Annotated in this window: 19 protein-coding genes and 1 pseudogene; 8 read left to right on the forward strand and 12 right to left on the reverse strand. The window is 66.9% G+C overall.

Annotation, left to right across the window (positions count from 1 at the left end; translation table 11 throughout):
- Window positions 1–105: 105 nt before the first annotated feature.
- Entirely contained in the window at window positions 106–756 is a 651-nt protein-coding gene (gene ribA, locus CFB89_RS24525; protein ID WP_089470125.1) for a GTP cyclohydrolase II, read from the reverse strand.
- Window positions 757–932: 176 nt separating this feature from the next.
- On the opposite strand from ribA, the gene CFB89_RS24530 reads away from it, so the two are divergent.
- Entirely contained in the window at window positions 933–1,394 is a 462-nt protein-coding gene (locus CFB89_RS24530) for a CBS domain-containing protein (RefSeq protein WP_069619283.1), read from the forward strand.
- 158 nt (window positions 1,395–1,552) lie between these two features.
- On the opposite strand, the gene CFB89_RS24535 is transcribed toward CFB89_RS24530, so the two are convergent.
- Window positions 1,553–1,882 carry a DUF4148 domain-containing protein gene (locus CFB89_RS24535; protein ID WP_089470126.1) on the reverse strand — a complete coding sequence of 110 codons (330 nt, stop codon included), beginning with the start codon at window positions 1,880–1,882 and terminating at the stop codon, window positions 1,553–1,555.
- Between the two features lie 516 nt (window positions 1,883–2,398).
- Between CFB89_RS24535 and CFB89_RS24540 the strand changes: the two genes are divergently transcribed.
- Window positions 2,399–2,797, forward strand: a complete 399-nt coding sequence (locus tag CFB89_RS24540; protein WP_006486027.1) for a GreA/GreB family elongation factor — start codon at window positions 2,399–2,401, stop codon at window positions 2,795–2,797.
- 176 nt (window positions 2,798–2,973) lie between these two features.
- Here CFB89_RS24540 and CFB89_RS24545 read toward each other — a convergent pair whose 3' ends face one another.
- The gene (locus tag CFB89_RS24545; RefSeq protein ID WP_089470127.1) at window positions 2,974–4,092 is read right to left on the reverse strand and encodes a porin; all 1,119 of its coding nucleotides are present in this window, start codon (window positions 4,090–4,092) and stop codon (window positions 2,974–2,976) included.
- A gap of 584 nt (window positions 4,093–4,676) precedes the next feature.
- Here CFB89_RS24545 and CFB89_RS24550 point away from each other — a divergent pair.
- On the forward strand, window positions 4,677–5,048 hold the full coding sequence (locus tag CFB89_RS24550; protein WP_089470128.1) for a YXWGXW repeat-containing protein: 372 nt from the start codon (window positions 4,677–4,679) through the stop codon (window positions 5,046–5,048).
- A gap of 355 nt (window positions 5,049–5,403) precedes the next feature.
- Here the strand turns inward: CFB89_RS24550 and CFB89_RS24555 are convergent, their stop codons facing one another.
- A complete protein-coding gene (locus tag CFB89_RS24555; RefSeq protein ID WP_089470129.1) occupies window positions 5,404–6,654 on the reverse strand; it encodes an MFS transporter in 1,251 nt (416 codons plus the stop codon).
- Between the two features lie 287 nt (window positions 6,655–6,941).
- Window positions 6,942–7,589 carry a glutathione S-transferase family protein gene (locus tag CFB89_RS24560; protein ID WP_089470130.1) on the reverse strand — a complete coding sequence of 216 codons (648 nt, stop codon included), beginning with the start codon at window positions 7,587–7,589 and terminating at the stop codon, window positions 6,942–6,944.
- A gap of 105 nt (window positions 7,590–7,694) precedes the next feature.
- On the opposite strand from CFB89_RS24560, the gene CFB89_RS24565 reads away from it, so the two are divergent.
- On the forward strand, window positions 7,695–8,807 hold the full coding sequence (locus CFB89_RS24565) for a pyruvate dehydrogenase (protein WP_089470131.1): 1,113 nt from the start codon (window positions 7,695–7,697) through the stop codon (window positions 8,805–8,807).
- 18 nt (window positions 8,808–8,825) lie between these two features.
- On the opposite strand, the gene CFB89_RS24570 is transcribed toward CFB89_RS24565, so the two are convergent.
- Window positions 8,826–9,281 (reverse strand): MarR family winged helix-turn-helix transcriptional regulator, encoded by a 456-nt coding sequence (locus CFB89_RS24570; RefSeq protein WP_089470132.1) that lies wholly within the window; start codon window positions 9,279–9,281, stop codon window positions 8,826–8,828.
- Between the two features lie 173 nt (window positions 9,282–9,454).
- On the opposite strand from CFB89_RS24570, the gene aceE reads away from it, so the two are divergent.
- Window positions 9,455–12,142, forward strand: coding sequence for a pyruvate dehydrogenase (acetyl-transferring), homodimeric type (gene aceE / locus CFB89_RS24575; protein WP_089470133.1), 2,688 nt, complete (start codon window positions 9,455–9,457; stop codon window positions 12,140–12,142).
- Between the two features lie 58 nt (window positions 12,143–12,200).
- On the opposite strand, the gene CFB89_RS24580 is transcribed toward aceE, so the two are convergent.
- From CFB89_RS24580 to CFB89_RS24590, 3 genes are read right to left on the reverse strand one after another with little or no spacing between them, the layout of a single operon-like run.
- A complete protein-coding gene (locus CFB89_RS24580) occupies window positions 12,201–13,724 on the reverse strand; it encodes an efflux transporter outer membrane subunit (protein WP_089470134.1) in 1,524 nt (507 codons plus the stop codon).
- Window positions 13,721–16,894, reverse strand: coding sequence for an efflux RND transporter permease subunit (locus CFB89_RS24585; protein WP_089470603.1), 3,174 nt, complete (start codon window positions 16,892–16,894; stop codon window positions 13,721–13,723). Before CFB89_RS24585 ends, CFB89_RS24580 begins: the two co-directional genes overlap by 4 nt.
- 13 nt (window positions 16,895–16,907) lie before the next feature.
- Window positions 16,908–18,110, reverse strand: a complete 1,203-nt coding sequence (locus CFB89_RS24590; RefSeq protein WP_089470135.1) for an efflux RND transporter periplasmic adaptor subunit — start codon at window positions 18,108–18,110, stop codon at window positions 16,908–16,910.
- Between the two features lie 79 nt (window positions 18,111–18,189).
- On the opposite strand from CFB89_RS24590, the gene soxR reads away from it, so the two are divergent.
- Window positions 18,190–18,669 carry a redox-sensitive transcriptional activator SoxR gene (gene soxR / locus CFB89_RS24595; protein WP_089470136.1) on the forward strand — a complete coding sequence of 160 codons (480 nt, stop codon included), beginning with the start codon at window positions 18,190–18,192 and terminating at the stop codon, window positions 18,667–18,669.
- 54 nt (window positions 18,670–18,723) lie between these two features.
- Here the strand turns inward: soxR and CFB89_RS24600 are convergent, their stop codons facing one another.
- A complete protein-coding gene (locus CFB89_RS24600) occupies window positions 18,724–19,377 on the reverse strand; it encodes a TetR/AcrR family transcriptional regulator (protein WP_089470137.1) in 654 nt (217 codons plus the stop codon).
- 145 nt (window positions 19,378–19,522) lie between these two features.
- On the opposite strand from CFB89_RS24600, the gene CFB89_RS24605 reads away from it, so the two are divergent.
- Both CFB89_RS24605 and CFB89_RS24610 read left to right on the forward strand, forming a co-directional pair.
- Window positions 19,523–20,815 (forward strand): NAD(P)/FAD-dependent oxidoreductase, encoded by a 1,293-nt coding sequence (locus CFB89_RS24605; RefSeq protein ID WP_089470138.1) that lies wholly within the window; start codon window positions 19,523–19,525, stop codon window positions 20,813–20,815.
- 44 nt (window positions 20,816–20,859) lie between these two features.
- Window positions 20,860–21,249, forward strand: coding sequence for a DUF3331 domain-containing protein (locus CFB89_RS24610; protein WP_089470139.1), 390 nt, complete (start codon window positions 20,860–20,862; stop codon window positions 21,247–21,249).
- A gap of 3 nt (window positions 21,250–21,252) precedes the next feature.
- Here CFB89_RS24610 and CFB89_RS24615 read toward each other — a convergent pair whose 3' ends face one another.
- Together CFB89_RS24615 and ggt are read right to left on the reverse strand one after the other, a co-directional pair.
- Window positions 21,253–22,581 (reverse strand): dicarboxylate/amino acid:cation symporter, encoded by a 1,329-nt coding sequence (locus CFB89_RS24615; protein WP_089470140.1) that lies wholly within the window; start codon window positions 22,579–22,581, stop codon window positions 21,253–21,255.
- Window positions 22,582–22,730: 149 nt separating this feature from the next.
- A pseudogene (gene ggt, locus CFB89_RS24620) lies at window positions 22,731–24,483 on the reverse strand (gamma-glutamyltransferase).
- Between the last annotated feature and the right edge of the window lie 130 nt (window positions 24,484–24,613).

The following is a 24,613-nucleotide window of genomic DNA, read 5'->3' on the forward strand; positions in this document are numbered from 1 at the left end:
CGGCACTGGAACACATGAGGGGAAGGCGATCGCGATCGTTGCGTGTCCCGGCAACGATCGGAAGAACAGATGACGAGAAACGGGGCGCTCGCGCGCCCGCTCCGGTTACTCGTTTTCCTCGAAGTAATGCCCGAACTTCGTCTGCTTCGTGCGGATATACCGTTCGTTTTCCTCGCGCACGGGCACCGCGAGCGCCACGCGTTCGCAAACGGGAATGCCGTGCTTCACGAGCGTATCGAACTTCTTCGGATTGTTGCTCATCAGCCGCACCGACGTCACACCGAGGATGCGGAGGATCGCAGCGGCCGAGTCGTATTCACGAGCGTCGTCGGGCAAGCCGAGATCGAGGTTCGCCTCGACGGTGTCGCGCCCCTGCTCCTGCAGCGCGTACGCGCGAATCTTGTTGCTCAGGCCGATGCCGCGGCCCTCATGGCCGCGCAGGTACAGCAGTACGCCACGATCTTCGGCCGCGATGTAACGCAATGCGAGATCGAGTTGCTCGCCGCAATCGCAGCGGTACGAGCCGAACACGTCACCGGTCAGGCACTCGGAGTGCAGCCGGGTCAGCACGGACTGCTCGCCCGTCACGTCGCCCATCACGAGCGCAAGGTGTTCGGCATCGCTGCCCGATACGCGAAACGCGTACGACGTAAACGTACCGTAGCGCGTAGGCAGCGACGCGGTAGCGACGAGCGTCACGCACTCGTCTGCCTGGCCATTGCCCGGCGGGGGCGATTGGGGACGCGAAGACATCATGAATTCAATCGAAACTTCGGGAATGTAGGAGTTATGTGGATGGTGCGTGACGGGAGTTTACCGCTAATCTGGAAACGTCACGCGACTGCCGCCGCCCGCCCGGCTATACTGGGCTCACCGGGTGACGCGCATCACGCCCCGCCTGCCCTGCATCGACCTGCACACGGAGAAAGCGAATGAGCACGACTGTCGCGCAGATTCTCAAGGCCAAGCCGGATTCGGGCCGCACCATCTACACCGTCACGAAGACCGATCTCGTCTACGACGCCATCAAGCTGATGGCGGAAAAAGGCATCGGCGCGCTGCTGGTCGTGGACGGCGACGACATCGCGGGCATCGTCACCGAGCGCGACTACGCGCGCAAGATCGTCCTGCAGGACCGCTCGTCGAAAGCCACCCGCGTCGAGGAAATCATGACGGCGAAGGTGCGCTACGTCGAACCGTCGCAATCCACCGACGAGTGCATGGCGCTGATGACCGAGCACCGGATGCGCCACTTGCCCGTGCTCGACGGCGGGAAGCTGGTCGGCCTCATCTCGATCGGCGACCTCGTGAAGAGCGTGATTGCCGATCAGCAGTTCACGATCAGCCAGCTCGAACACTACATCCACGGCACGCCGAGCGTCACGTCCGCCTGATCCGCCCCAGCAAAAAAGGCCCAAACGCGTGAGCGTCTGGGCGGAAAGCCGCCGGCATGCGGCGACGGAGGTTCTGCTCCTGCGGGCGAACGACGCGCGCGACTGGCGCGCGTCTCGTCGATTCAGCGGTGCGCTCGGGCAGACCCGGGGACGTTCAATCAGTTACCGAAGTAGACCGAATTCACGGGATTCGGCGCTTCCCGCGTCACACGGCGGCCAGTTTGCGCGGCACCCGTTGCGACAGCGCCGTAGCCGCTGGTATCGGCTTGCGCCAGCATCGGCTGGTTCGGCTGGATGCGCTGCTCGGCAGCCTGGATGTCGCTCGGATATTGCGAGTCGCTCGCCAGCGGCTTGTACCCGTTCTGCTCGAGTTGCACGAGTTCGCCCTTGACCTGAGCGCGGGTCAACCCCTGCTCGGACTGCGCGAACGATGCGATCGGAGCGGCAAGGACGGATGCGGCGATGGCTGCGTAGATGATCGACTTCATGATGATTTACCTCCGGAATATGTTCTCTTTTGACGTCGCCCCTGCAGTGACTGTCTGAAGCGATTGAATTCAGTGTAGTGTTCGCCACTCCAAGGGGAAACCCTTAGTTTGAATAAACAGCGTTGCGTTTTTGGAAAAGATCGCCCACTGTTTCGGGACAGGGTCGCTCCAACTTGCTTCACCCACACAACAATCGCTGACGAAACGCCAACAGCCGGATCACCTGTTGGGAAGGTTGTGTTGTAGAATCGTAAGGTTCCATTCGCCAGTCGATATTCCATCCACCATGTACGCGCTCACGCCCCTCTCGGTTTCGCCGTCCGGCCCGGCCGGCGTGCGCGCGCGCGTCGGACAGCCGGCGCATCCCCTCGCTCGACGCACGGCCCAGGCGCCGCTCGCCCCTGCCCGGCGCCTGATCTGACCGCTCGGTCTCCACCCGGAGCCAGGTTAGACAGGCTCCGGGCGATCCTCATAGGCACGCCACGCCTGCCCCTGCCGATCATTTGGAGAACCACCATGAAACAACGCCTTTACCAGTTGACCGAACTCGACGTCGCCCGCCTCGAAAAGCACGCCGAGCACAACCCGCGTTTCCAGACGATGCTCGACACGCTGCTCGAACGCGCCGATATCGTCCAGCCCGACGCCATCAAGGCGAACGTCGTCACGATGAACTCGCAAATCACGCTGCTCGACGAAGCGACCCAGGAACAGGCTACCTGGACGATTGTTTATCCGGACGCCGCCAACCTCGAACTCGGACGCCTGAACGTGTTCTCGCCCGTCGGCATGGCGCTGCTGGGCACGCAGCGCGGCCAGATGGTCAAGGTGATGCAGCCGAGCGGCGCCGAAAAGCTGATGAAGGTTGCCGCGATCGTGTTCCAGCCGGAAGCCAACGGCGAATACACGCGCTGAACCACCGGCGGCCAACGTCGCGCCATACAGTGCGCAGAACGACAAAAGCGAGGCACGAGCCTCGCTTTTTTGCATCCGGACGATCCGGATCATCGTCATTGCTTTCCACAGACGAAAAAAAGGCGCCCGAAGGCGCCTTTTCGATGCTGCGAAGCGGGTTGCCCCGCCCGTCACGCTTAGAAGCGGTGACGCAGACCAACCGTTGCTGCGGTTTGGTTGATCGACGAGCTCGGCAGGTTGTCAGCGAAGCTGTTGCCGTTGTAGATCGACGCGCCGATGCCGTTCTTCGCTGCACGCTGGTACACAGCTTGTGCGTAGACGTCCGTGCGCTTCGACAGTGCGTAGTCAGCTTGCAGACCGAACTGGTTCCAGTGCGTGCTGCCGTTGTTGATCTTCGCGTTCGTGTACGTGTAAGCAGCGCCCAGGCCGAGAGCCGGCGTCAGGTTGTACTTCGCGTTCACTTCGTAGTTGTCGGTGCGCAGCGTGCCCACACCAACTGCGTTGTTGTCCAGACGTGCTTGCGTCCATGCAGCGCCGACTTGTGCCGGGCCGAATGCGTAGCCAGCAGCAGCACCGTACGTGCGGACGCGGCCTTGGGAAGCGAGGCCACCGATCGCCGACGACGTTGCGCCGCTACCGTTCGTACCGTCACCCAGGTTCGCTTGCGAGTATGCAGCAGCCAGCTTCAGACCTTGGAACTGGTATGCGGCACCCGCGCTGTACGCACGGTTGTTGCCGAAGTTCGTGTTGTTCGAGAACGAGTACGTGCCGCCGAATTGCAGGCCAGCGTAGTTCGCGCTCGTGAACTTGATCGTGTTGTTCGACGCGACATCGCCGGTCGTGCTCAGACGATCGAGGTTCAGCGGGTGCGCGAAGTACGTGCCGCCCCACGAGCCCGTTGCCGTCAGCGGCGCCAGGTAGTCTTGCGCTGCATCGTACTGCTTGCCCAGCGTGACCGTGCCGTACTGGCTCGACAGGCCGACAAATGCTTGACGGTTGAACATGCCGCCGTTGTTGCCCAGCTTGCCGTCACCGATGCCGAAGCCGCTTTCCAACGTGAAGATTGCCTTCAGGCCGCCACCCAGGTCTTCCGAGCCACGCAGGCCGAAACGGCTCTGGTCAATGCCCGAACCCATCGCCCAACGCGACTTGCCAGCTTGGCCGAGTGCCGGCTGGACGTTGCTCGTGTAGGTGATGCCTGCGTCCAGCACGCCGTACAGCGTGACGCTGCTTTGCGCGTGAGCGACGGTAGCGAACGATGCTGCAGCTGCTGCAACGATCAGAGTCTTGTTCATTCGTGGAGCTCCCTTCTAAAAAGAGGCAGGTCTCGCGACCTTGTTCATAAACGGTCTGCAACCGCCCGGGAGCGCCATCGGTCCTGCTGGCGGCGCCCGGATAGTTGCCCGTTTGGGAACCGTGAGTTTAGGGGTGTACCCTAGGGGAGCGATCCGCAAATAAAGAAATAAGCTTTTCCAGAACTAGAAATAATGAAAGTGGGGGCGTGTCATAAGTATTTGTTTTAACGTTTGTTTTTGACTTCTTGACGAGGACTTTTTGGAGGCTTTCATCGCACCATTCTTACATGTCATCGTCTTGACGGTTGCATAGAAACAACAAACGGATTCGGTTCGCCACCCCAAAAACGGTAATTATTACCCAACTCCATCTCAAATATTGGCGAAGCCGCATCCCAAACGTCCCCTCGACCCGTAAACAGCGGGCGGCGCCGGCACCCAGCCGAGATCCCGTCAGCCGTCAGAAAGGAAAGGCAGTTCGCGCCTGCCGTGACACTCGGTAACAGCCTTGACCGCCCGCGTAACCCGGCGGGCGCGGCGGCAGGCTAATGTAGGACGGCCTCGGATACAGAACAGGAACCGCCATGAATCGACGCTCGCTGCTGCGCGCCATCGGATTGACCGCCGCCTTCGTCGGCACCGGCTGGCTGCGTGCCGCCTCGGCCCAGGCCGCCCCGCCCGTGTACCGGCCATCCGGCCCGCACCGCGTTCCCGGCGGGCCGCCGTATGCGGATCGCCCCGGCTTCGCGCCGCCGGCGGCCCGTCACGACCGTCGCCCGCCACCGCCACGGCCGCATGGCTATATATGGACGGACGGCTACTGGCGCTGGCAGCGCGGCCGCTATATATGGGTGCCCGGCCGCTGGGTCGCACGGCGCCCGGGACGCCGCTGGGTACCCGGCTACTGGCGCCGGCAGGGGCCGGTGTGGGTCTACGTCGACGGTTCGTGGCGGTAAGCAGCGATTCGGCTCCGGCCGATCAAGGCCCGGAGCCGAATCGCGCGCGAGCGTAAATGCCGTCCGCGCCACGGAATCATGCGCGACGGTCAACATATCGTTTGGCCGCCATTCCGACGACATCGTTCGGATCGCGAAGTCATGCCATGGCGATGCGAATGCATCCGGCCATGCTCGCCCCCCCCTCGCGCTCGTCTGCCGCATACCGCCAGCCAACCGACCGATGCGTGCGTCGCGCCCGACGCCCGCCTCCTGCCAGCTCACGCGCACGACGGCGCGCCGCGCAGAGCGCACGATGATGTTCGTAAGCTCACCGGATCATCGCCGCGGGCAGACTAACGTACGTGCGAGCCGCCTACGACAGCACGGCCGTTCGCGCACCCGGCCGCGTGCGGCCGTACGCGACCATCATCGCGAAGCTGAGCAGGAAACCCGCGCCGCCGATCAGCAGCAGCCCGGTCTCGCCGAATACGGGCAGCAGGTTCGTCAGCGCGCCCGTCACGACCCACGCGACCGCCATCACCGAGCCCGCGACGCCGAGCGCCCAGCCCTGCCGGTCGTCGCTGACGGCATCGGAAAACGCCGTATACATCGTCGTGTACGCAACCATGTCGAAGCAGCCGACGACCATCGCAAGCGCCCATAGCACCGGTTCGTGCGGAAACAGCGCGGACAGGATCTGGCCAAGCCCGGCGACGAGCAGGCCCGTCTTCGCGATATCGATCACGCGCCACACGCGCAGCATCACCCGCACGACGCACAGCAGGCCGAATACGAAGCAGATACCGATCACGCCGCTGAACAGCCCGAGCCGCGCGCTCGTATAGCCGAATTTCGCCTGCAACAGCAGCATGATGGTCTGCAGGTAGAGCCCGTAGCCGACCTGCATCAGGAAGAACACCACCGACAGGAACGCGACGTTGCGCTGGCGCGCCGCCTCCATGATGATCCGCAGCGGCAGCAGCGGATCGATGCGCGTATCGCCGCGCGGCGCGGCGGAATCGCGATACGACGCCCAGGTCCAGCATGCGCAGATCAGCGATAGCGCGGCGACCAGCACGAACGGCGTGCCGTAGTCGAACAGCGGCGAGATCGTCCGGTCGGACGTGACGCCGCCGAGCACCGGGCCGACGATCACGCCCGCGCTGAACGCGAGCGACATGATGCTCATGTTGTACGCCTTCGTGTCGGGCGTGCTGAGATCGGTGATGGCCGCCTGCGCGATGCCCTGGCAGCCGGCCATCAGGCCGGTGAGCCCGCGGCCGGCCAGCAGCAGCGCGACGCTGGCATGCCACGCGCCGGCCGCCATCATCGCGTAGCCGGCCGCGAGGCCGAGCACGCACAGCAGCAGGATCCGGCGGCGGCCGTAGCGGTCGGACAGCTCGCCCATCAGCGACGAGCCGAAGAACATGCACAGCGGGTAGATCCCGTAGCCGAGGCCGAGATAGAAATTGCGCGCGTGCGCGCCGGCGTCGGCCGGCAGGATGCCCGCGTGCGGATCGCTGAAGATCGCGGACATCATCGGATAAACGAGCCCGAATCCCATCGCGTCGAGCGCGATGGCGAGCAGACAGGGGCCGAGCAGTGTGTAGTCGAGCCGGGACATGGCGACCTTCCGGACAGAGTGGATGATCGCCCCAGCGTAATGAGCGGGCGGCGGTCGCGGTAGGCCGCCGGCCGCGATACTAAGCATCGGCTCTCTCCTGCGCTTCGTGCATCTGTACGGCCCGGTGGCCGGCCATGCGCCACATCGTCATCGATTCACGGCCACGCCAAACCGGATCGAGCGGCGCGAATATCACGCATTCGAGACGTTGACGACGAAGGGACAATGTTTCACCGGCAGCGGGCGGCCGGCGGCCGCGCCGTCCACGCGGCGCGGGCGATGCGACGTCAGTGCGCCGCCCCGGTCACTGGCGCGCGGCACGCGGCCAGGCCCCGTTGAACGGCCGGCCGCGCGGCGATATCGGCAAGCCAGCGCTCGACGTGCGGAAAACCGGTGACGTCGAGATCGAGCTCGGCCGCCGTACGCAGCCACGGAAACGCCGCGATATCGGCGATCGAATACCGCGACGACGCGAGATACGCCGATTCCGACAAGCGGCCGTTCACGACCCCGTAGAGACGCAGCGCCTCCTTCCGGTAGCGGTCGATCGCTTCCGCATTGCCCGTCTTCGATGCGCGCAGGAACCACCACAGCTGGCCGAGCATCGGCCCGATCGCACCGATCTGGACATGCAGCCATTGCCGGACCGCCGTGCGCTCGGCCAGCGTGTCGGGCTGCAGGTAGCCCGTTTTCTCGGCGAGATAGCTGAGGATCGCGCCGGATTCGAATACGGCGAGCCCCGTGTCGTGGTCGACGATGGCCGGGATCTTGCCGTTCGGATTGATCGCGAGATATGCCGGGCTGCGCTGCTCGCCGGCGGACAGGTTCACCTGCACGCGATCGTGGGCAAGCCCGGCCTCTTCCAGGTAGATCGCGATCTTGTGTCCGTTCGGCGTGTCGGCCGTATAGAACGTGAGGGCGTGCGTCGAGGTCATGTCGGTCCTTGTCATCGGGTTATCGTTGCAACTACAATCGTTGCAATTGCAATCCTATGCCGGAATCGACGATGCCGGCGACATGCCAGTACTCGAAGGAGGGACATGCAGACTGCGCGATCCGGTCCGCCCGTGCGGACGCCCGACACCCGCCGCGCCGCGACGGCCTGCCTCGAACGGCTGACGACGCGGCGGCTCGTGCCGCCGGGCGCGGCGATATCGCCGCTCGGCGCGATGCGCGCGGCCGCCGAGTGCCTCGAACGCGATGCGGTGACGTCGAAACGCGTGTGGATCGTCCGCGCCGATGCGTGCGAGTCGTCTTCCGGTGCGCACGCGCATCGCCACATCAGTGCGTGGCCGCTGCGGTTTCTCGATCCGGGCAAGCGTTTCGAGCGGCCGCTGCTGTATCTGCTGCATGCGCGCGCGATTGACCGGCTGCGGCTGGCATCGATCGAAACCGTCGATCGCGGAATCTTCGTCAACGACGCGGAAACGGCCGCGTCGTCATGGCCGAAGGGCGTGACGCCCGACGTCCCGCACTGGCTCGCCGCGAACGCCGCGTGCACGCCGTACGATCCCGCGTCGGCGCACGAAGCGATCGCGATCCTGCGCCACGCGCTGCGCACGCTCTACGTCGCCGGCCAGCCCGGCTTCTTCTATCTCGCGAGCCATGACGACTGCGGGCCGGATACGAAGCCGCTGTCGGCGGCCGCCGCCCGCGACGCGCTCAACGGCATGGTGCGGGCCGGCCGGCGTACGGCCACCGACGCCGCGGCGCAGATCCGGCTGTGCGGCGCTGGCAGCACGCTCGCGCAGGTCATGGAAGCGGCCGACCTGCTGCACGACGAATGGCGGATCGCCTCGACGATCTGGAGTTGCCCGAGCTATACGCAGCTCGCCCGCGACGGTCGCGCGGCCGAACGCTGGAACCTGCTGCATCCGCATGACGTACCGCGCGTTGCGCACGTGCGAGCCTGTCTCGGCGAAGGCGGCACGCCGGTGCTCGCGGTAACCGGCTATGCACGGCACGTCGCCGCGCAGATCGGTGCGTTCGTGCCGGCCCGCTTCACCGCGCTCGGCGCGGATTCGGCCGGGCCGGGCGCACGCGTGCCGACCGCACGCTGGATCGTCGCGGTCGCGCTGCGCCTGCTGGCCGACGACGGCCGCGTGCCGGCCGACTGGGCCGCGCAGGCGATGCGCGGCCATGCGCGCGGCTGATGCGCGCGCCGGACGCCGCTACTTCGCGTCGGCCGCCGCGTCGCGCGCCGCGGCGCTCGCGCGATCGAGCGCGGCGGCCATCGCCGCCTGCTCCTTGCCGGTGAACTGGTCGAGAAACAGCTCCGCGACCGTCGACTGGTACACCTTCCACATCTTCCTGCGCAGCGTCCGCCCCTTGTCGGTGATGCTCGCAAACGCCGCGCGGCCGTCGTCGGCCGACCGCGCGCGCGTGACGAGCCCGTCCTGTTCGAGCCGGTCGACGAGCCGCGTGAGGTTGTAGCGCTCGATCGCGAGCACGTCGGCCAGTTCGTGCATGCGGCGCGTGCCGTCGGGCCCGCTTTCGAGCCCCCACAGCGCGTCGTACCACGCGTACGCGGGCAGGCCGGCCGCCGCAAGACGGCGTTCGATCTCGCGAATCATCGTCCGGTGCGCGCGGACGAACGAGAACCACAGATCGGGTTCGGGTGCGCTCATGTCAGGTCGTTCCTCTCATTGAATTGCAGTTGCAATTAAATTTTACCTCGATAACAATGCCCGCCATACGATTGCAATTGCAACCATTTGCCCGCCGACCGGTGGACGTTTCGTCGCGCGACGCGGCGCCACGACCGTCGCTGCGCGCTGCCTGATGCTTCTGGAGACACTGCATGACCGCACCTCTCGCGTTACCCGACATCGATCCTCAGGAAACCCGTGAATGGCTCGACGCGCTCGAATCCGTGATCGCGCTCGAAGGCCGCCCGCGCGCGCACTACCTGCTCGACCAGCTCGCCGATCTCGACGCGGCCCGCCATGGCGACCTGCACGGCCGCGTGACGACCGCATACGTGAACACGGTGCCGCGCGAGCGGCAGCCGCCCTACCCGGGCGATCTCGCACTCGAGCGGCGGCTGAACGCGATGATCCGCTGGAACGCGATGGTGATGGTGCTGCGCGCCGGCCGGCATTCGAACGTCGGCGGCCACATCGCGACCTACCAGTCGGCGGCCGTGCTGTACGACGTCGGCTTCGACCACTTTTTCCGCGGCCGCACCGACACGTTCGACGGCGACATGGTCTATATCCAGGGCCATTCGGCGCCCGGCATCTATGGCCGCGCGTATCTGGAAGGCCGCATCACGGCCGCGCAGCTCGACAATTTCCGCCGCGAAACCGGTCGGGAAGCAGGCCGCGACGGGCTGTCGTCGTATCCGCATCCGCGCCTGATGCCCGATTTCTGGCAGTTCCCGACCGTGTCGATGGGGCTCGGGCCGCTCACGGCCGCGTATCAGGCGCGTTTCATGCGTTACCTCGAATATCGCGGGCTGAAGGCGCATCAGGGCCGCAAGGTGTGGGCGTTTCTCGGCGACGGCGAAATGGACCAGCCCGAATCGCTCGCGGCGATCTCGCTTGCCGGGCGCGAGCGGCTCGACAACCTGATCTTCGTCGTCAACTGCAACCTGCAGCGCCTCGACGGCCCGGTGCGCGGCAACGGCAAGATCATCCAGGAACTCGAAGGCACGTTCCGCGCGGCCGGCTGGAACGTCGTCAAGGTGATCTGGGGCGGCGGCTGGGACCGCCTGCTCGAGCGCGACGCGACGGGCCTGCTGCGCCAGCGCATGATGGAATGCGTGGACGGCGATTACCAGACCTTCAAGTCGCAAAGCGGCGCATACGTGCGCGAGCATTTCTTCGGCAAGTATCCGGCACTGCTCGATCTCGTCGCCGACCTGTCCGACGACGACATCTGGAAACTGGCGCGCGGCGGCCACGATCCGGAGAAGGTGCATGCGGCCTATGCGCAGGCGATGGGCGCGGACGGCCGGCCGACCGTCGTGCTCGCGAAAACGGTCAAGGGCTTCGGGATGGGCGAAGCCGGCGAAGGCCAGAACGTGAACCACCAGTTGAAGAAGATGAGCGCGGATGCGGTGCGCGCATTCCGCGACCGCTTCGCGCTGCCGGTCGACGACGCGCAACTCGACGAGCTGCCTTACCTGAAGCCGGAACCGGGCAGTGCCGAGGCACGCTATTTCGCGGAGCGCCGCGCCGCGCTCGGCGGCCACGTGCCGGCCCGCTTCCATGCGGTCGCGCCGCTGCCGACGCCGCCGCTCGCCGCGTTCGACGCGCAACTGAAGGACACCGGCGAGCGCGGCCTGTCGACGACGATGGCGTTCGTGCGCATCCTCGGCACGCTGCTGAAAGACCCGCGGCTCGGCAAGCTGGTCGTACCGATCGTGCCGGACGAATCGCGCACGTTCGGGATGGAGGGCCTGTTCCGCCAGATCGGCATCCACTCGCATCTCGGCCAGCTCTATACGCCTCAGGACGCGGGCCAGCTCAGCTACTACAAGGAAGCGAAGGACGGGCAGATCCTGCAGGAAGGGATCAACGAATCGGGCGCGATCGCGTCGTGGATCGCGGCCGGCACCGCGTACAGCAACCACGGATTGCCGACGATCCCGTTCTACATCTTCTATTCGATGTTCGGGCTGCAGCGGGTCGGCGATCTCGCGTGGGCCGCCGGCGACGCGCGCACGCGCGGCTTCCTGATCGGCGCGACATCGGGCCGCACGACGCTGATGGGCGAAGGGCTGCAGCACAACGACGGGCACAGCCTGGTGCTGTCGTCGGTGATTCCGAACTGCGTGTCGTACGACCCGACCTATGCGTACGAACTCGCGGTGATCGTGCGCGACGGATTGCGGCGGATGTTCGCGGAACAGGAGGACGTCTACTACTACATCACGCTGCTCAACGAAAACTATCCGCATCCGGCGCTGCCCGACGGCGCGGAGGCCGGCATCCTGAAGGGGCTCTACCTGCTGCGCGCAGGCACCACGCCGCGCGTGGCCGATGCGCCGCACGTGCAGTTGATGGGCAGCGGCGCGATCCTGCGCGAAACGCTCGCCGCGAGCGACCTGCTCGCGCAGGACTTCGGCGTGTCGAGCGACGTATGGAGCGCGACGAGCCTGACCGAGCTGCGCCGCGACGGACTCGCCGCGGAACGCTGGAACCTGCTGCATCCGGAGCAGGCGCCGCGCGTGCCGTACGTGCGGCAATGCCTCGACGGCCGCGTGGGCCCGGTGGTCGTCGCGACCGACTACATGAAGATCGTCGGCGACCAGATCCGGGCATTCGTCGATGGCCGCCGCTTCGTGTCGCTCGGCACCGACGGCTTCGGCCGCTCGGATACGCGCGAGGCGCTGCGCGCGTTCTTCGAGGTCGACCGGCATTTCATCGCGATCGCCGCGCTGAAGGCGCTCGCCGACGACGGCGTGATCGAACGTGCGCGCGTCGGCGAAGCGATCCGGCGTTACGGCATCGATATCGACAAGGTCGATCCGGCCACGGTGTAGTCATGCGGCGCGCGGCAGGCAGGATCGCGCCGGCCTGCCGCGCGCCGCACCGCTCGCGCTACTGCCCCGACCGAGCGAGCGGGCCTGGCATGCCCTGCCCCGTGCCCGCCGGCCAGCCGCCCGCCAGCGCCTTGTACAGCGCGACCGTCGACGCCGCGCTGCGCATCCGCCCGTCGGCCGCCGCATCCTGCGCCTGCAGCAGCGTCCGCTGCGCGTCGAGCACTTCGTAGTAGTCGATCGCGCCGGCGGAGAAGCGGGCCTGCGCGAGTTGCGCGGCACGCGCGCTGTCGTCGGCCGCGCGCACGAGGTGCGCGGTCTCGTCACGCGTGCGGGCGACACGCAGCAGCGCGTTCTCGGTTTCCTCCAGCGCGCCGAGCACGGTTTGCCGGTACTGCGCAAGCTGGCCGGCCGCTTCCGCGTCGCTCGCGGCGATCCGCGCACGCACGCGACCGACGTCGAGGAACGACCAGTCGATGCCGAGCGCGATCAGGTTCGTGTCGCTGCCCGCGCGGAAGAACCCGTAGCTGCTCGTCGCGCTGCCGAGCAGCCCGGACAGCGTGAAGCGCGGAAACAGGTCGGCGGTCGCGACGCCGACGCGTGCGGTCGCCGCATGCAGCCGCGCCTCGGCGGCCGCGACATCGGGACGGCGGCGCAGCAGGTCGCCCGGCGTGCCGGGATCGATATCGGCGGCAAGCGCCGGCAACGGCACCGGCGTGCCCGTCTGCGCAGCCGTCTTCGGCAGGTCGAACCGGCCGATCAGCGCATCCGGCGTCTGCCCGGTCAGCACCGCGAGCCGATGCTCGTCGACGCCGATAGCGGCTTCGTACACGGCGATCCGCGACGTCGTCGATTCGTACTGCGCGCGTGCTCGCGCCGCGTCGAGTTCGGAACCTCGCCCCGCGCCGACGCGCGCATTGATCAGCGCGAGCGTCTGCTTCTGGTTGTCGGCGTTCTCGCGAGCAATCCGCAGCCGCGCCTGCGAGCCGCGCAGGTCGACATACGTGCTCGCGACCTCGCCCGCGATCACGACGCGCACCGCGCGCACGTCGGCCGCGCTGGCCGCCGTTTCCGCGCGCTGCGATTCGATCGAGCGGCGCACGCGGCCGAACAGGTCGAGTTCCCACGCGGCATTGATGCCGGCACTCGACATCGGCGTATCGCGCTGGCTGCGCGGCGCGCCGAATGCCTGATCCTTGCTCATCAGCTGATGGCCGATCCGACCGCTCGCGGTGATCGTCGGATAGCGGTCGAACGCCGCCTGCGACAGCAGCGCGTTCGACGCGTCGTAGCGCGATACGGCGACCTGCAGGTCCTGGTTCGCCGCGAGCGCCGCATCGATCAACTGCGTGAGCGTCGGATCGCCGAAGCCGCGCCAGAACGTGGCGTCGGCGGCCGCCGATGCATCGGGCGGCGTATCGGGCCGTGTATCGGCCGGCGCCGCGTCGTGCTGCGTCGCCGGGTGAGCGTCGCGCGCGAACCGCGCAGCCGTGGTCATATCGGGCTGCTTGAAATCGGGGCCGACCGCGCATGCGGCAAGCGTCACCGACATCGCAAGCGCGGAAAGACGGAAAGCGGCGCTCATCGTTTTTCTCCTTCGAGGCTGCCGTGCTGTTCGCTCCAGACGGCCGGCGTGCCGCCCGCGAGCTTGCGGATCGCCACGTAGAACACGGGTGTCAGGAACAGCCCGAACAGCGTGACGCCCAGCATCCCGGCGAACACGGTGACGCCGGTGGCCGCCCGCACCTCGCTGCCCGCGCCGCTGCCGATCAGCAGCGGCACCGAGCCCGCGATGAACGCGACGGACGTCATCACGATGGGACGCAGCCGCAGCTTGCACGCTTCGAGCGCCGCCTCGACCGCGTCCTTGCCCTGGATCTCGAGCTCGCGCGCGAACTCGACGATCAGGATCGCGTTCTTGCACGCCAACCCCATCAGTACGACGAGGCCGACCTGCACGAACACGTTGTTGTCGCCGCCGGACAGCCACACGCCGAACAGCGCCGCGCACATGCACACCGGCACGATCAGGATCACCGCGAGCGGTAGCGTCCAGCTCTCGTACAGCGACGCGAGCACCAGGAACACCAGCATCACCGCGAGCGGGAACACGACGATCGCCGCGTTGCTCTGCGTGACCTGCTGATAGCTGAGGTCGGTCCATTCGAGCGCAATGCCCGGCGGCAGCACGTCCTTCGCGATCTGCTGCAGCTTCGCGATCGCCTGCGACGACGACATCGTCTTCGGATCCGCGTCGCCGATCAGGTCGGCCGCCGGATAGCCGTTGTAGCGGACGACCGGGTCGGGGCCGTACGCGGGCCCGACCGTCACCATCGAGCCGATCGGCACCATCTCGCCCTTCGCGTTGCGCGTGCGCAGGTTCGCGATGTCGGCAGCCGTCTGCCGATGGCCGGCATCCGCTTGCGCCATCACCCGATACACGCGGCCGAACACGTTGAAGTCGTTCACGTACATCGAGCCGAGATACACCTGCAACGTATTGAACAGATCGGTCAGCGCGACGCCCTGCGCCTTCGCCTTCAGCCGGTCGACCTTCACCTCGAGCTGCGGGATGTTCGCCTGGTACGAGCTGACCGGATAGCTCATCCCCGGCGTCTTCGCGACCGCGGCCTGGAACGCGGCAAGCGCCTTCTGCAATTCGCCATAGCCGAGACCGCCGCGATCCTCGAGATACAGCGAATAACCGGAGCCGTTGCCGAGCCCCTGGATCGGCGGCGGCATCAGCGCATAAGTGATGCCGCCGCCGATCGCCGCGAAGCGCGCGTTCAGGTCGGCGTTGATCTGCGCGGCGCTGCGATGACGCTGGTCGAACGGCTTGAGGATCACGTACGAGTTCGTGATGTTCGGCGTGTTCACGCCCTGCAGCGCATTCAGCCCGGCAAAGGCCGGCACCATCTCGACGCCGTCGGTGCCGAGCGCGATCTTCGTCATCTGCTCGGTCACCGCGCTGGTGCGCGCGAGCGACGCGCCTTCCGGCAATTTCGCGCCGGCGAACAGGTACAGCTTGTCCTGCACCGGAATGAAACCGCCGGGCACCGCGTTGAACAGCAGCGCGGTCGCCGCGAGCAGCGCCGCGTAGACCGCGAACACCACGCCGCGCCGCTTCAGCGTGCGGCCGACGACGCCGTGATAGCGATCGGCGCTGCGTTCGAAGAAGCGGTTGAACGGATGGAACAGCCAGCCGAACGCGCGATCGAGCGCGCGCGTCAACGGATCCTTCGGCGCGCCGTGCGGACGCAGCAGCTTCGCGGCGAGCGCGGGCGACAGCGTCAGCGAGTTGATCGCGGAGATCACCGTCGAGATCGCGATCGTCACCGCGAACTGCTTGTAGAACTGGCCGGTGACACCCGACATGAACGCCATCGGCACGAATACCGCGCACAGCACGAGCGCGATCGCGACGATCGGCCCCGACACTTCGCGCATCGCCTGGTGCGCGGCATCGCGCGGGCCCAGGCCCCGTGCGATGTTGCGCTCGACGTTCTCGACGACGACGATCGCATCGTCGACGACGATCCCGATCGCGAGCACGAGCCCGAACAGCGTCAGCGTGTTGATCGAATAGCCGAGCAGGTAGAGCCATGCGAACGTGCCGACCACCGACACCGGCACCGCGACGAGCGGAATGATCGACGCGCGCCACGTCTGCAGGAACAGGATCACGACGAGCACGACCAGCACGACGGCCTCGATCAGCGTGTGCTGCACCGCGCGAATCGATTCGCGCACGAACACGGTCGGATCCCACACCGGGCGGTACGCGACGCCGGGCGGGAAGCGCTTCGACAACTCGTCGAGCTTCGCATACACGGCCTTCGCGACGTCGAGCGCGTTCGCGCCCGGCGACAGGAAGATGCCCACCACGGCCGAATGCCTGTCGTTGAAATACGAGCGCAGCGTGTAGTCGCCCGCGCCGAGCTCGATGCGCGCGACGTCGGACAGCTTCACGACCTGGCCGTCGTCGCCGTTGCGCAGCACGATGTCGCCGAACTCCTGCACGGTGCGCAGCCGGCCGCGCACGTTGATCGACACGAGGAAGTCGTTCTTCTTCGGCGACGGCTCCGCGCCGAGCTGGCCGGCCGACACCTGTACGTTCTGCTCGCGCACGGCCGCGATCACGTCGCTCGCGGTGAGTCCACGCGACGCCAGTCGATTCGGGTCGAGCCACAGCCGCATCGCGTAATCGCCGGAGCCGTACACGCCGACGTCGCCGATGCCGGTGAGACGCGACAGCTCGTCCTTCACGTGCAGCGTCAGGTAGTTGCGCAGGTACAGCGAATCGCGGCTGTTGTCCGGCGAATAGAGGCTCACGTACATCAGCGGCGTGGGCGACTGCTTCTGCGTGGTCACGCCGTACTGGCGCACCTCGTCGGGCAGGCGCGACAGCGCCTGGCTCACGCGGTTCTGCACGCGCACGGCGGCCGTGTCGGGATCGACGCCCTGCAGGAACGTGACGACGACCTGCAGGCTGCCGTCCGACCCGGCGACCGACTTCATGTACATGATGCCTTCGACGCCGTTGATCGCCTCTTCCAGCGGTTCGGCCACCGACTCGGCGATTTCCTTCGGGTTCGCGCCCGGATACGTCGCACGCACGACGACGCTCGGCGGCACGACTTCCGGATATTCGCCGGCCGGCAGCATCGGAATCGAGATCAGGCCGAGCGCGAAAATAACGATCGACAGCACGACCGCGAAGATCGGCCGGTCGATGAAGAAGCGGGAGAAATCCATCGTATCGCTCCCGTCATTGCGCGGCAGGCGCGCCGGCATCGGCCACGGCCTGCGTGCCGGCGCCGGGGTCCGCCGCCGCGCGCGCGGGCAGCGCCTTCGGCTTCACCTGCGCGCCCGGATAGTAGATGCGCTGCACACCGTCGACCACCACGCGATCGCCCGCCTGCAACCCCTTCTCGACGATCCGCTCGCCGTCGAGTTCGCGGCCGATCGTCACGTCGCGGCGCAGCGCCTTGTCGCCGGGCCCGATCACGTACACGTACTTGCGATCCTGGTCGGTCAGCACGGCCTTGTCGTCCACCAGCAATGCGTCCTGGTCGCGGCCGCTGACCAGTTGCACGCGCGCATACAGGCCCGGCGTGAACGTATGGTCCGCGTTCGGCAGCCGCACCCGGGCGCGGATCGTGCCGGTTTGCGAGTCGAGCCGGTTGTCGAGGAAATCGACGGTGCCCGCATGCGGGAAGCCCGTCTCGTTCGCGAGGCCGATGCGCACCGGATCGGCGCCGATCGCACGATGTTTCGGATCGGCGCGCCGCGCGTTGTAGCGCAGGTAACTCTGCTCGTCGCAATCGAAATACACGTAGACCGGATCCTGCGCCACGACGATCGTCAGCAGCGTATCGTCCGCGCGCGCGAGGTTGCCGACGGTCGCGACCGCGCGGCCGACGCGGCCCGCGATCGGCGCGCGCACTTCGGTGAAACCGAGATTGAGCTTCGCATCGGCAACGGCCGCGTCGGCCGCCTGCAGGTCCGCGCGCGCCTGCTCGGCGGTGGCGCGCGCATTGTCGAGTTCTTCCTGCGACGTCGCATGCGCATCGATCAGCGTCTGCACGCGCTTGAGCTGCACGTTCGCGAGGCTTGCCGCCGCACGGGCGCGCTGCTGCTGCGCCTTCGCGCGGTCGAGCGCGATCCGGTACGGGCGCGGGTCGATCTCGAACAGCAGCGCGCCCTGCGCGACCACGTCGCCCTCCTTGTACGCGACACGCTGCAGATAGCCGCTCACGCGCGGCCGCAGTTCGACCGCGTCGACCGCTTCGACGCGTCCGTTGAATTCGTCCGCGAGGCGGACGGTACGCGGCGCGACGGTGGCGACGCCGACTTCGGGAAGGGGATGGGCCGACGATGCGCCTTGGCCGTCGTGACAACCCGACAACGCCAGCAGCAGGGCGCAGGCGGCGCCCAACGGCGGCGTCCTGCGGAGGGAAAAGGAGAGCATGATGCCTCGCGACGGGTTAAACTGCCGCGTAGCATAAAAGTTGAAGTTAACTTCAAGTCAAGCTTTCCCGGAGGGTGTCATGGGTATCCAGGAAACCCCGCAATGGCCGCTGATGTCGATCCGCGAAGTGGCCGCGCGCAGCGGCGTGCCCGCGTCCACGCTGCGTTTCTACGAGACGCGCGGGTTGATCAAGTCGCACCGCAACGGTTCGAGCCATCGCCACTATTCGCGCACGGTGCTGCGGCTGATCGCGTTCATCGTGTTCGCGCAGAAGATCGGCTATTCGCTCGATGAAATCGCCGAGCAGCTCGTCAGCCTGCCCGAGGACACCGCGCCGACCAACAAGGACTGGCAGCGGCTGTCGCGCGGCTGGAAGCAGCGCGTCGCGAGCCGGATCGAGGAACTCCAGCGGCTCTACATCAACCTCGACGAATGTATCGGCTGCGGCTGCCTGTCGCTGAAACGCTGCAAGCTGACCAACCCGGAAGACCGCGCGGGCCGCAACGGGCCCGGCGCGCGGCGCTGGCTCGGCGACAAGCCGCCGCTCGATTCCGAATGACGCGCCGGCCGCTTGCGCGTCGCGACGCACGCATCGCGCGCGCGGCGCTCGGTCTCAGTCGCCGAGGAAGCTGAACGCGACGGCGAGCACCGCCTCGCGAAACGCCTCCGGCCGCGTCGGCAGCGACGTGAACTCCAGCATCATGTGGCTGTACGACACTGTCGTGCCGATCGCGCTCGCGATCATGAAGAACAGCACGTTCGGATCGACCGGACGGATCGCGCCGGCCTCGACCGCGTCCGCGATCAGCGGAAACATCGCATCGTGATACGGGCGCACGATCCGCTCCTGCAGCCGATCGAGCCGCCCGCCCTCCTCGGTCGCCGTGGTCAAGAAGAACATGCCGATATCCGGCTCCGCGAATTCGTGATCGACGCACAGCTCGAGCGCGCGCCGCACGCGGTCGCGATGCGGCAGCGGCGACGCGCGCAACGCGCGCAACGCGTCGAACATCGGTTCGACCAGCTCGACGATCTGCTCGACGACCGCCAGCCACAACGTTTCCTTCGCACCGAAGTGATGGGCGATCAGCGCCGCATCGATGCCCAGCTCGCGCGCGACTTCGCGCACGCTCGTCGCGTCGTAGCCGCGCTTCGCGAACGTGCGGCGCGCGGCCCGCAATATCACGTCCGGGCCGACGGACGCATCCGCCAACGGCCGTCCGCGCGTACGCCGCTTCGACGGCGCGCGCTCAGTGACTTCTGCCACGTTTTTCCTGCTCCTTGAACGATTCGAATGCCCCGGTCCGGCGCCGGTTTCCCGGCCCGCGATCGGGTGGCCTGCCCCGCTCCGTTGACACGCGGAGCCGAGAAGCGCTACGATCATACCTTATTCATCACCTGATGATTTATGAATGACAACCCCTAAACGCATTGTCATCGTCGGCGGCGGAATCGCCGGACTGCAACTCGCGACCCGTCTGGGCGAGCGTCTCGGCCGGCCCGGGCGGGCGCAGATCACGGTCGTCGACCGCAGTCCGACGCACATCTGGAAGCCGATGCTGCACACGATCGCGGCCGGCACGCGCGACGTCCAGCAGCAACAGGTGATCTTTCTCGCTCATGCCCGCGACCACGGCTACACGTACCAGCCCGGCGAACTGAAAGGGCTCGATCGCGCGCGCCGCCGCGTGCAACTCGGCGAAATCCGCTCGCAGGACGGCGACGTGGTGATCGACGCACGCGAACTCGACTACGACGTGCTGATCCTCGCGCTCGGCAGCCAGGCCAACGATTTCGGCGTGCCGGGCGTGCGCGAGCACTGCTACTTCATCGACAGCCAGCAGCAGGCGGAGACCTTCAACGAGGCATTGCGAATGCGCGTGTTCCGCAGCATCGCGCGCGACGAGCCGTTTCGCGTCGCGATCGTCGGCGCCGGCGCGACGGGCGTGGAACTCGCGGCGGAGCTCAGCCGTTTGCTGGAAGTGGCGCAGGCGTACGGTGACGAAACGGTGCGCGAGCGGCTGCAGCTCACGCTGCTCGAAAGCGGCCCGCGCATCCTCAACGCGTTTCCGCCGCGGATTTCCGCGTCGGCCCAGCGGCGGCTCGAACAGATCGGCTTTCGCGTGCTGACGTCGACGCGTGTCACGTCGGCCGACGCGAACGGTTTCCACTACGGCGACGGCTCGTTCGCCGAAGCGGACCTGATGGTGTGGGCGGCCGGCGTGAAGGCGCCCGATTTCATGCAGGCGCTGGGCGGGCTCGACACGAACCGCGCGAACCAGATCGTCGTCGGCCCGACGCTGCAGGCGACCGGCGACGAACACGTGTTCGCGATCGGCGATTGCGCGAGCCTGCAGCTCGACGGTCAGGAACGGCCGCTGCCACCGACCGCGCAGGTCGCGACGCAGCAGGCCGAGCATCTCGCGAGGCACCTGCCCGCGTGGCTCGACGGCACGCCGATTCCGCCGTTCGCGTTCCACGATTTCGGCGCGCTGGTGTCGATCAGCGATTACGACGCGTTCGGCACGCTCGGGCAGTTCGGGTTCTTCCGCGGCGGCTTCATCCAGGGGCGCTTCGCGCAGTTCAGCCACCTGATGCTCTACCGGCGGCACCAGCAGGCGCTGCACGGCTTCTCCAAGGCGACCCTGCTATGGATCGCCGAACGGATCAACGGCTGGGTGCAGCCGCGCATCCGCCTGTCGTGATGCCCCGCGTCGCGGCACCGCGTAACGTTTCGAGGAACTGAGACATGAACAACCGTGCAGCGCCCTGGCTCATGACCGTCGCCGCCATCGGCAGCTTCGACATGCCGTCCGTCTCGTGGAGCGGGCCGCGGCGGCGCAGCGTCACGCGCGACCGGCTGCCGTCGTGGGACGCGACGAGCAAGCCGACCATCAGCGTGCTCGAACGGCCCACGGCCGACACCGTGATGATTTCGTGGTGCGACGCCTGCACCGGACACTACGGCTACCAGAAGTGGCGCCTGTTCACGACGCGCAAGCGCGGCGTGTGCGCGCTGTCGGGGCGATCGATCAAGGCGGGCGACAGCGTCTATGCGCCGCAACTGCTTGGTTCGGCGCCGGGCAATGCCGCCGCGATGGTGCTTGCGGCGTGCATCGACGACGCATTGGCGGCCTGAGCGTCAGGTCGACGTGGCCTGACCGGCGCCATAGGCCGGCGCGTTGTTCTGTCGTTCGAGTTCGGCATCGAGATGCGCGGCATGTGCATTCGCTTCGGACTCCGACATCAGCTCGCCTTCCCACTTCGCGACCACCGCGCTCGCGATCGAGTTGCCCACCGCGTTCGTGGCCGAGCGGCCCATGTCGAGGAACGTGTCGACGCCGAGAATCAGCAGCAGCCCGGCCTCCGGAATGTCGAACTGGTGCAGCGTCGCCGCGATCACGACGAGCGACGCACGCGGCACGCCGGCCATCCCTTTCGACGTCAGCATCAGGATCAGCAGCATCGTGACCTGCGTGCCGAGCGACAGGTGGATGTTGTACGCCTGCGCGATGAACAGCGACGCGAACGTGCAGTACATCATCGAGCCGTCGAGGTTGAACGAATAGCCCATCGGCATCACGAAGCTCGAGATCTTGCGGCGCACGCCGAAACGGTCGAGCGCGTCGAGGATCTTCGGATACGCGGCTTCCGAGCTCGCGGTCGCGAACGACAGCATGAACGCTTCCTTGATCAGCACGAGCAGCTTGAACACGCGGCGGCCGAGGAACAGCAGCCCGGCCGCGACGAGCGTGGCCCACAGCAGCACGAGGCTCACGTAGAAGTCGCCCATGAACACCGCGAACTTCAGCAGGATCGACAAGCCGTTGACCGCGACGGTCGACGCCATCGCCGCCATCACCGCGAGCGGCGCGAGCTTCATCACGTAGCCGGTGATCTTCAGCATCACGTGCGCGAGCTGGTCGATCGCGGCGACGAGGATCTTGCCGCGCTCGCCGAGTGCGGCCAGCGCGACGCCGAAGAACATCGAGAACACGACGATCTGCAGGATCTCGTTGTTCGCCATCGCCTCGGCGATCGAATTCGGCACCATGTGGCCGACGAAATCCTTCAGCGTGAATTTGGACGTCGCCAGATGCGCGGACGCACCGATTTCCGGCAGCGGCAGGCCGAGGTTCTCGCCGGGCCGCAGCAGGTTCGCCATCAGCAAGCCGAGCAGCAGCGAGACCAGCGACGCGGTGACGAACCAGCCGAGCGCCTTCACGAACACGCGCCCGACCGACGACGCATCGCCCATGTGCGCGATGCCGACGACCAGCGTCGAGAACGCCAGCGGGCCGATCACCATCTTGATCAGCCGCAGGAACACGTCGGACACGAGCGAAATGTAGCCGGCGATTTCCGCGGCGGACTGCTTGTCCGGAAGCTGCGTATAGATCAGGTAGCCGACCAGGATGCCGGCTGCCATCGCGAGCAGGATCCAGCCTGCCGCGGACATTCGTTCGTTCATGAGGGAATTCGCCGCATGGCGATGGAGTTGGCGGAAAAGAGGCGCGCGTGCCGCTCACGCTGGCGAATGTCCGCCGACGGACACGCCGCCGCACCGGCATTCGCGGCGACGCGAATGCCGGCGGCAGCGATTCGGCATGAAACGATCGGTCAGTAGCCGATCGCGGCGCCCGCCGGACGGCGCGGGTCGTTGTAGCCGTAGATGAAGCCCACGCGCACGTTGCCGGACACGGACGAATCGTTCCCGGAACTCTGGCGGCTCGCCGCTTCGGTGCCCGGCAGGCCGACCATGATCAACTCGGCGGCGCCCCACGGCGTCTGCTCGACCATCTTGTAGCCCATGTTGCGCAGGATCGCGAGCGTGTCGGGCGACAGGCCGTAGGTTTCGTAATAGACCGCGTCGGGCAGCCACTGGTGATGGATACGCGGCGCGGCGACCGCGTCCTGCGGCGTCATCCCGTAGTCGATCACGTTCAGCACGGTCTGCAGCGTGATCGTGATGATGCGCGAGCCCCCCCGGCGAACCGACCACCATGAACACCTTGCCGTCCTTCTTCACGATGGTCGGCGCCATCGACGACAGCGGACGCTTGCCCGGCGCGATCGAGTTGCGCGTGCCCTGCACGAGGCCGAACAGGTTCTGCGCGCCGACCTTCACGGTGAAGTCGTCCATCTCGTCGTTCAGGAAGAAACCCGTGCCCGGCGCGATGACCACGGCGCCGAAGCGGCCGTTGACCGTATAGGTCGTCGACACCGCGTTGCCGTCGTGGTCGACGATCGAGTAATGCGTCGTTTCCGGCTTCTCGTGCACGCCGACACCGGGCTGCACGTCGACCGACGGCGTCGCCGTATCGGCATGGATGCTCTTGCGGATCTGCGCCGCGTATTCCTTGCTCGTCAGCTTCGCGATCGGGTTGTCGATGAAATCCGGATCGCCGAGCAGCGTGTTGCGGTCTTCGTACGCGTGGCGCATCGCTTCGGTCATGTAGTGGACCGCCGCGGCCGAGTGGTAGCCGAGCTTGCGCAGGTCATACCCTTCGAGGATGTTCAGCGTCTCGCACATCGTCACGCCGCCCGAACTCGGCGGCGGCGCCGACACGAACTCGTAGCCGCGATACGTGCAGGTCAGCGGCGCCATGTCCTGCGCGCGATAGGACGCGAAATCGGCCGCCGTGATCACGCCGCCGCCGCGCTTGGACGCCGCCTCGACGATCTTCGGGATTTCGCCGTGATAGAACGCGTCGGGCCCCTGCTCCGCGATGCGCTCGAGCGTGCGGGCCAGATCCTTCTGCACCAGGCGGTCGCCCGGCTGCAACGCGGTGCCGTCCGGGCGCAGGAAGATGCGCGCCGCTTCCGGATCCTTCCTGAAGCGCTCGACCGTCGTGTCGAGGATGTCCGTATCGCCGCGCGTCAGCACGAAGCCGTCGCGCGCGAGCCGGATCGCCGGCGCCATCACCTGCTTGCGCGTCAGCTTCCCGTACTTGCGCTGCGCGAGATCGAGGCCGGCCACCGTGCCCGGCACGCCCACCGCGCGATAACCGTACAGGCTCTGGTCCGGAATGACGTTGCCCGACGCATCCAGATACATGTTCGCGGAGGCCGCGGCTGGCGCGGTCTCGCGGAAATTGATGAAGCGGTCGCGACCGTCGGCCAGGTGGATCGTCATGAAACCGCCACCGCCGATGTTGCCGCAGCACGAGTTGGTCACGGCCTGCGCATAGCCGACGGCCACCGCCGCGTCCACCGCGTTGCCGCCGGCCTTCAGGATGTCGACGCCGATCTGCGACGCGAAGTGCTGCGACGACACGACCATGCCGTTCTTCGCTTCGACTGCCGGGTCCGACGCGGCGAACGCGCACACGCTCATCGCCGACAACAGGGTGAGTATTACCAGCCGCCTCATGACGGGATCCTCCAGACGAATGAACCGGGCCATGCCGGGATGCATCGGTGCGCAACGGCGTATCGACACCGCCTATCCGGCATGTAATGAATGATACATTCCAGCGAGGCCGCGATCATAACACCCACTT

The sequence above is a fragment of the Burkholderia sp. AU16741 genome (assembly GCF_002223345.1).
GTDB lineage: Bacteria > Pseudomonadota > Gammaproteobacteria > Burkholderiales > Burkholderiaceae > Burkholderia > Burkholderia sola.

Excerpts from the sequence above, each read along its gene's own strand:
- ribA (WP_089470125.1), bottom strand. The coding sequence starts at position 756 with ATGATGTCTTCGCGTCCCCAATCGCCCCCGCCGGGCAATGGCCAGGCA.
- CFB89_RS24530 (WP_069619283.1), top strand. The coding sequence starts at position 933 with ATGAGCACGACTGTCGCGCAGATTCTCAAGGCCAAGCCGGATTCGGGC.
- CFB89_RS24535 (WP_089470126.1), bottom strand. The coding sequence starts at position 1,882 with ATGAAGTCGATCATCTACGCAGCCATCGCCGCATCCGTCCTTGCCGCT.
- CFB89_RS24540 (WP_006486027.1), top strand. The coding sequence starts at position 2,399 with ATGAAACAACGCCTTTACCAGTTGACCGAACTCGACGTCGCCCGCCTC.
- CFB89_RS24545 (WP_089470127.1), bottom strand. The coding sequence starts at position 4,092 with ATGAACAAGACTCTGATCGTTGCAGCAGCTGCAGCATCGTTCGCTACC.
- CFB89_RS24550 (WP_089470128.1), top strand. The coding sequence starts at position 4,677 with ATGAATCGACGCTCGCTGCTGCGCGCCATCGGATTGACCGCCGCCTTC.
- CFB89_RS24555 (WP_089470129.1), bottom strand. The coding sequence starts at position 6,654 with ATGTCCCGGCTCGACTACACACTGCTCGGCCCCTGTCTGCTCGCCATC.
- CFB89_RS24560 (WP_089470130.1), bottom strand. The coding sequence starts at position 7,589 with ATGACCTCGACGCACGCCCTCACGTTCTATACGGCCGACACGCCGAAC.
- CFB89_RS24565 (WP_089470131.1), top strand. The coding sequence starts at position 7,695 with ATGCAGACTGCGCGATCCGGTCCGCCCGTGCGGACGCCCGACACCCGC.
- CFB89_RS24570 (WP_089470132.1), bottom strand. The coding sequence starts at position 9,281 with ATGAGCGCACCCGAACCCGATCTGTGGTTCTCGTTCGTCCGCGCGCAC.
- aceE (WP_089470133.1), top strand. The coding sequence starts at position 9,455 with ATGACCGCACCTCTCGCGTTACCCGACATCGATCCTCAGGAAACCCGT.
- CFB89_RS24580 (WP_089470134.1), bottom strand. The coding sequence starts at position 13,724 with ATGAGCGCCGCTTTCCGTCTTTCCGCGCTTGCGATGTCGGTGACGCTT.
- CFB89_RS24585 (WP_089470603.1), bottom strand. The coding sequence starts at position 16,894 with ATGGATTTCTCCCGCTTCTTCATCGACCGGCCGATCTTCGCGGTCGTG.
- CFB89_RS24590 (WP_089470135.1), bottom strand. The coding sequence starts at position 18,110 with ATGCTCTCCTTTTCCCTCCGCAGGACGCCGCCGTTGGGCGCCGCCTGC.
- soxR (WP_089470136.1), top strand. The coding sequence starts at position 18,190 with ATGGGTATCCAGGAAACCCCGCAATGGCCGCTGATGTCGATCCGCGAA.
- CFB89_RS24605 (WP_089470138.1), top strand. The coding sequence starts at position 19,523 with ATGACAACCCCTAAACGCATTGTCATCGTCGGCGGCGGAATCGCCGGA.
- CFB89_RS24610 (WP_089470139.1), top strand. The coding sequence starts at position 20,860 with ATGAACAACCGTGCAGCGCCCTGGCTCATGACCGTCGCCGCCATCGGC.
- CFB89_RS24615 (WP_089470140.1), bottom strand. The coding sequence starts at position 22,581 with ATGAACGAACGAATGTCCGCGGCAGGCTGGATCCTGCTCGCGATGGCA.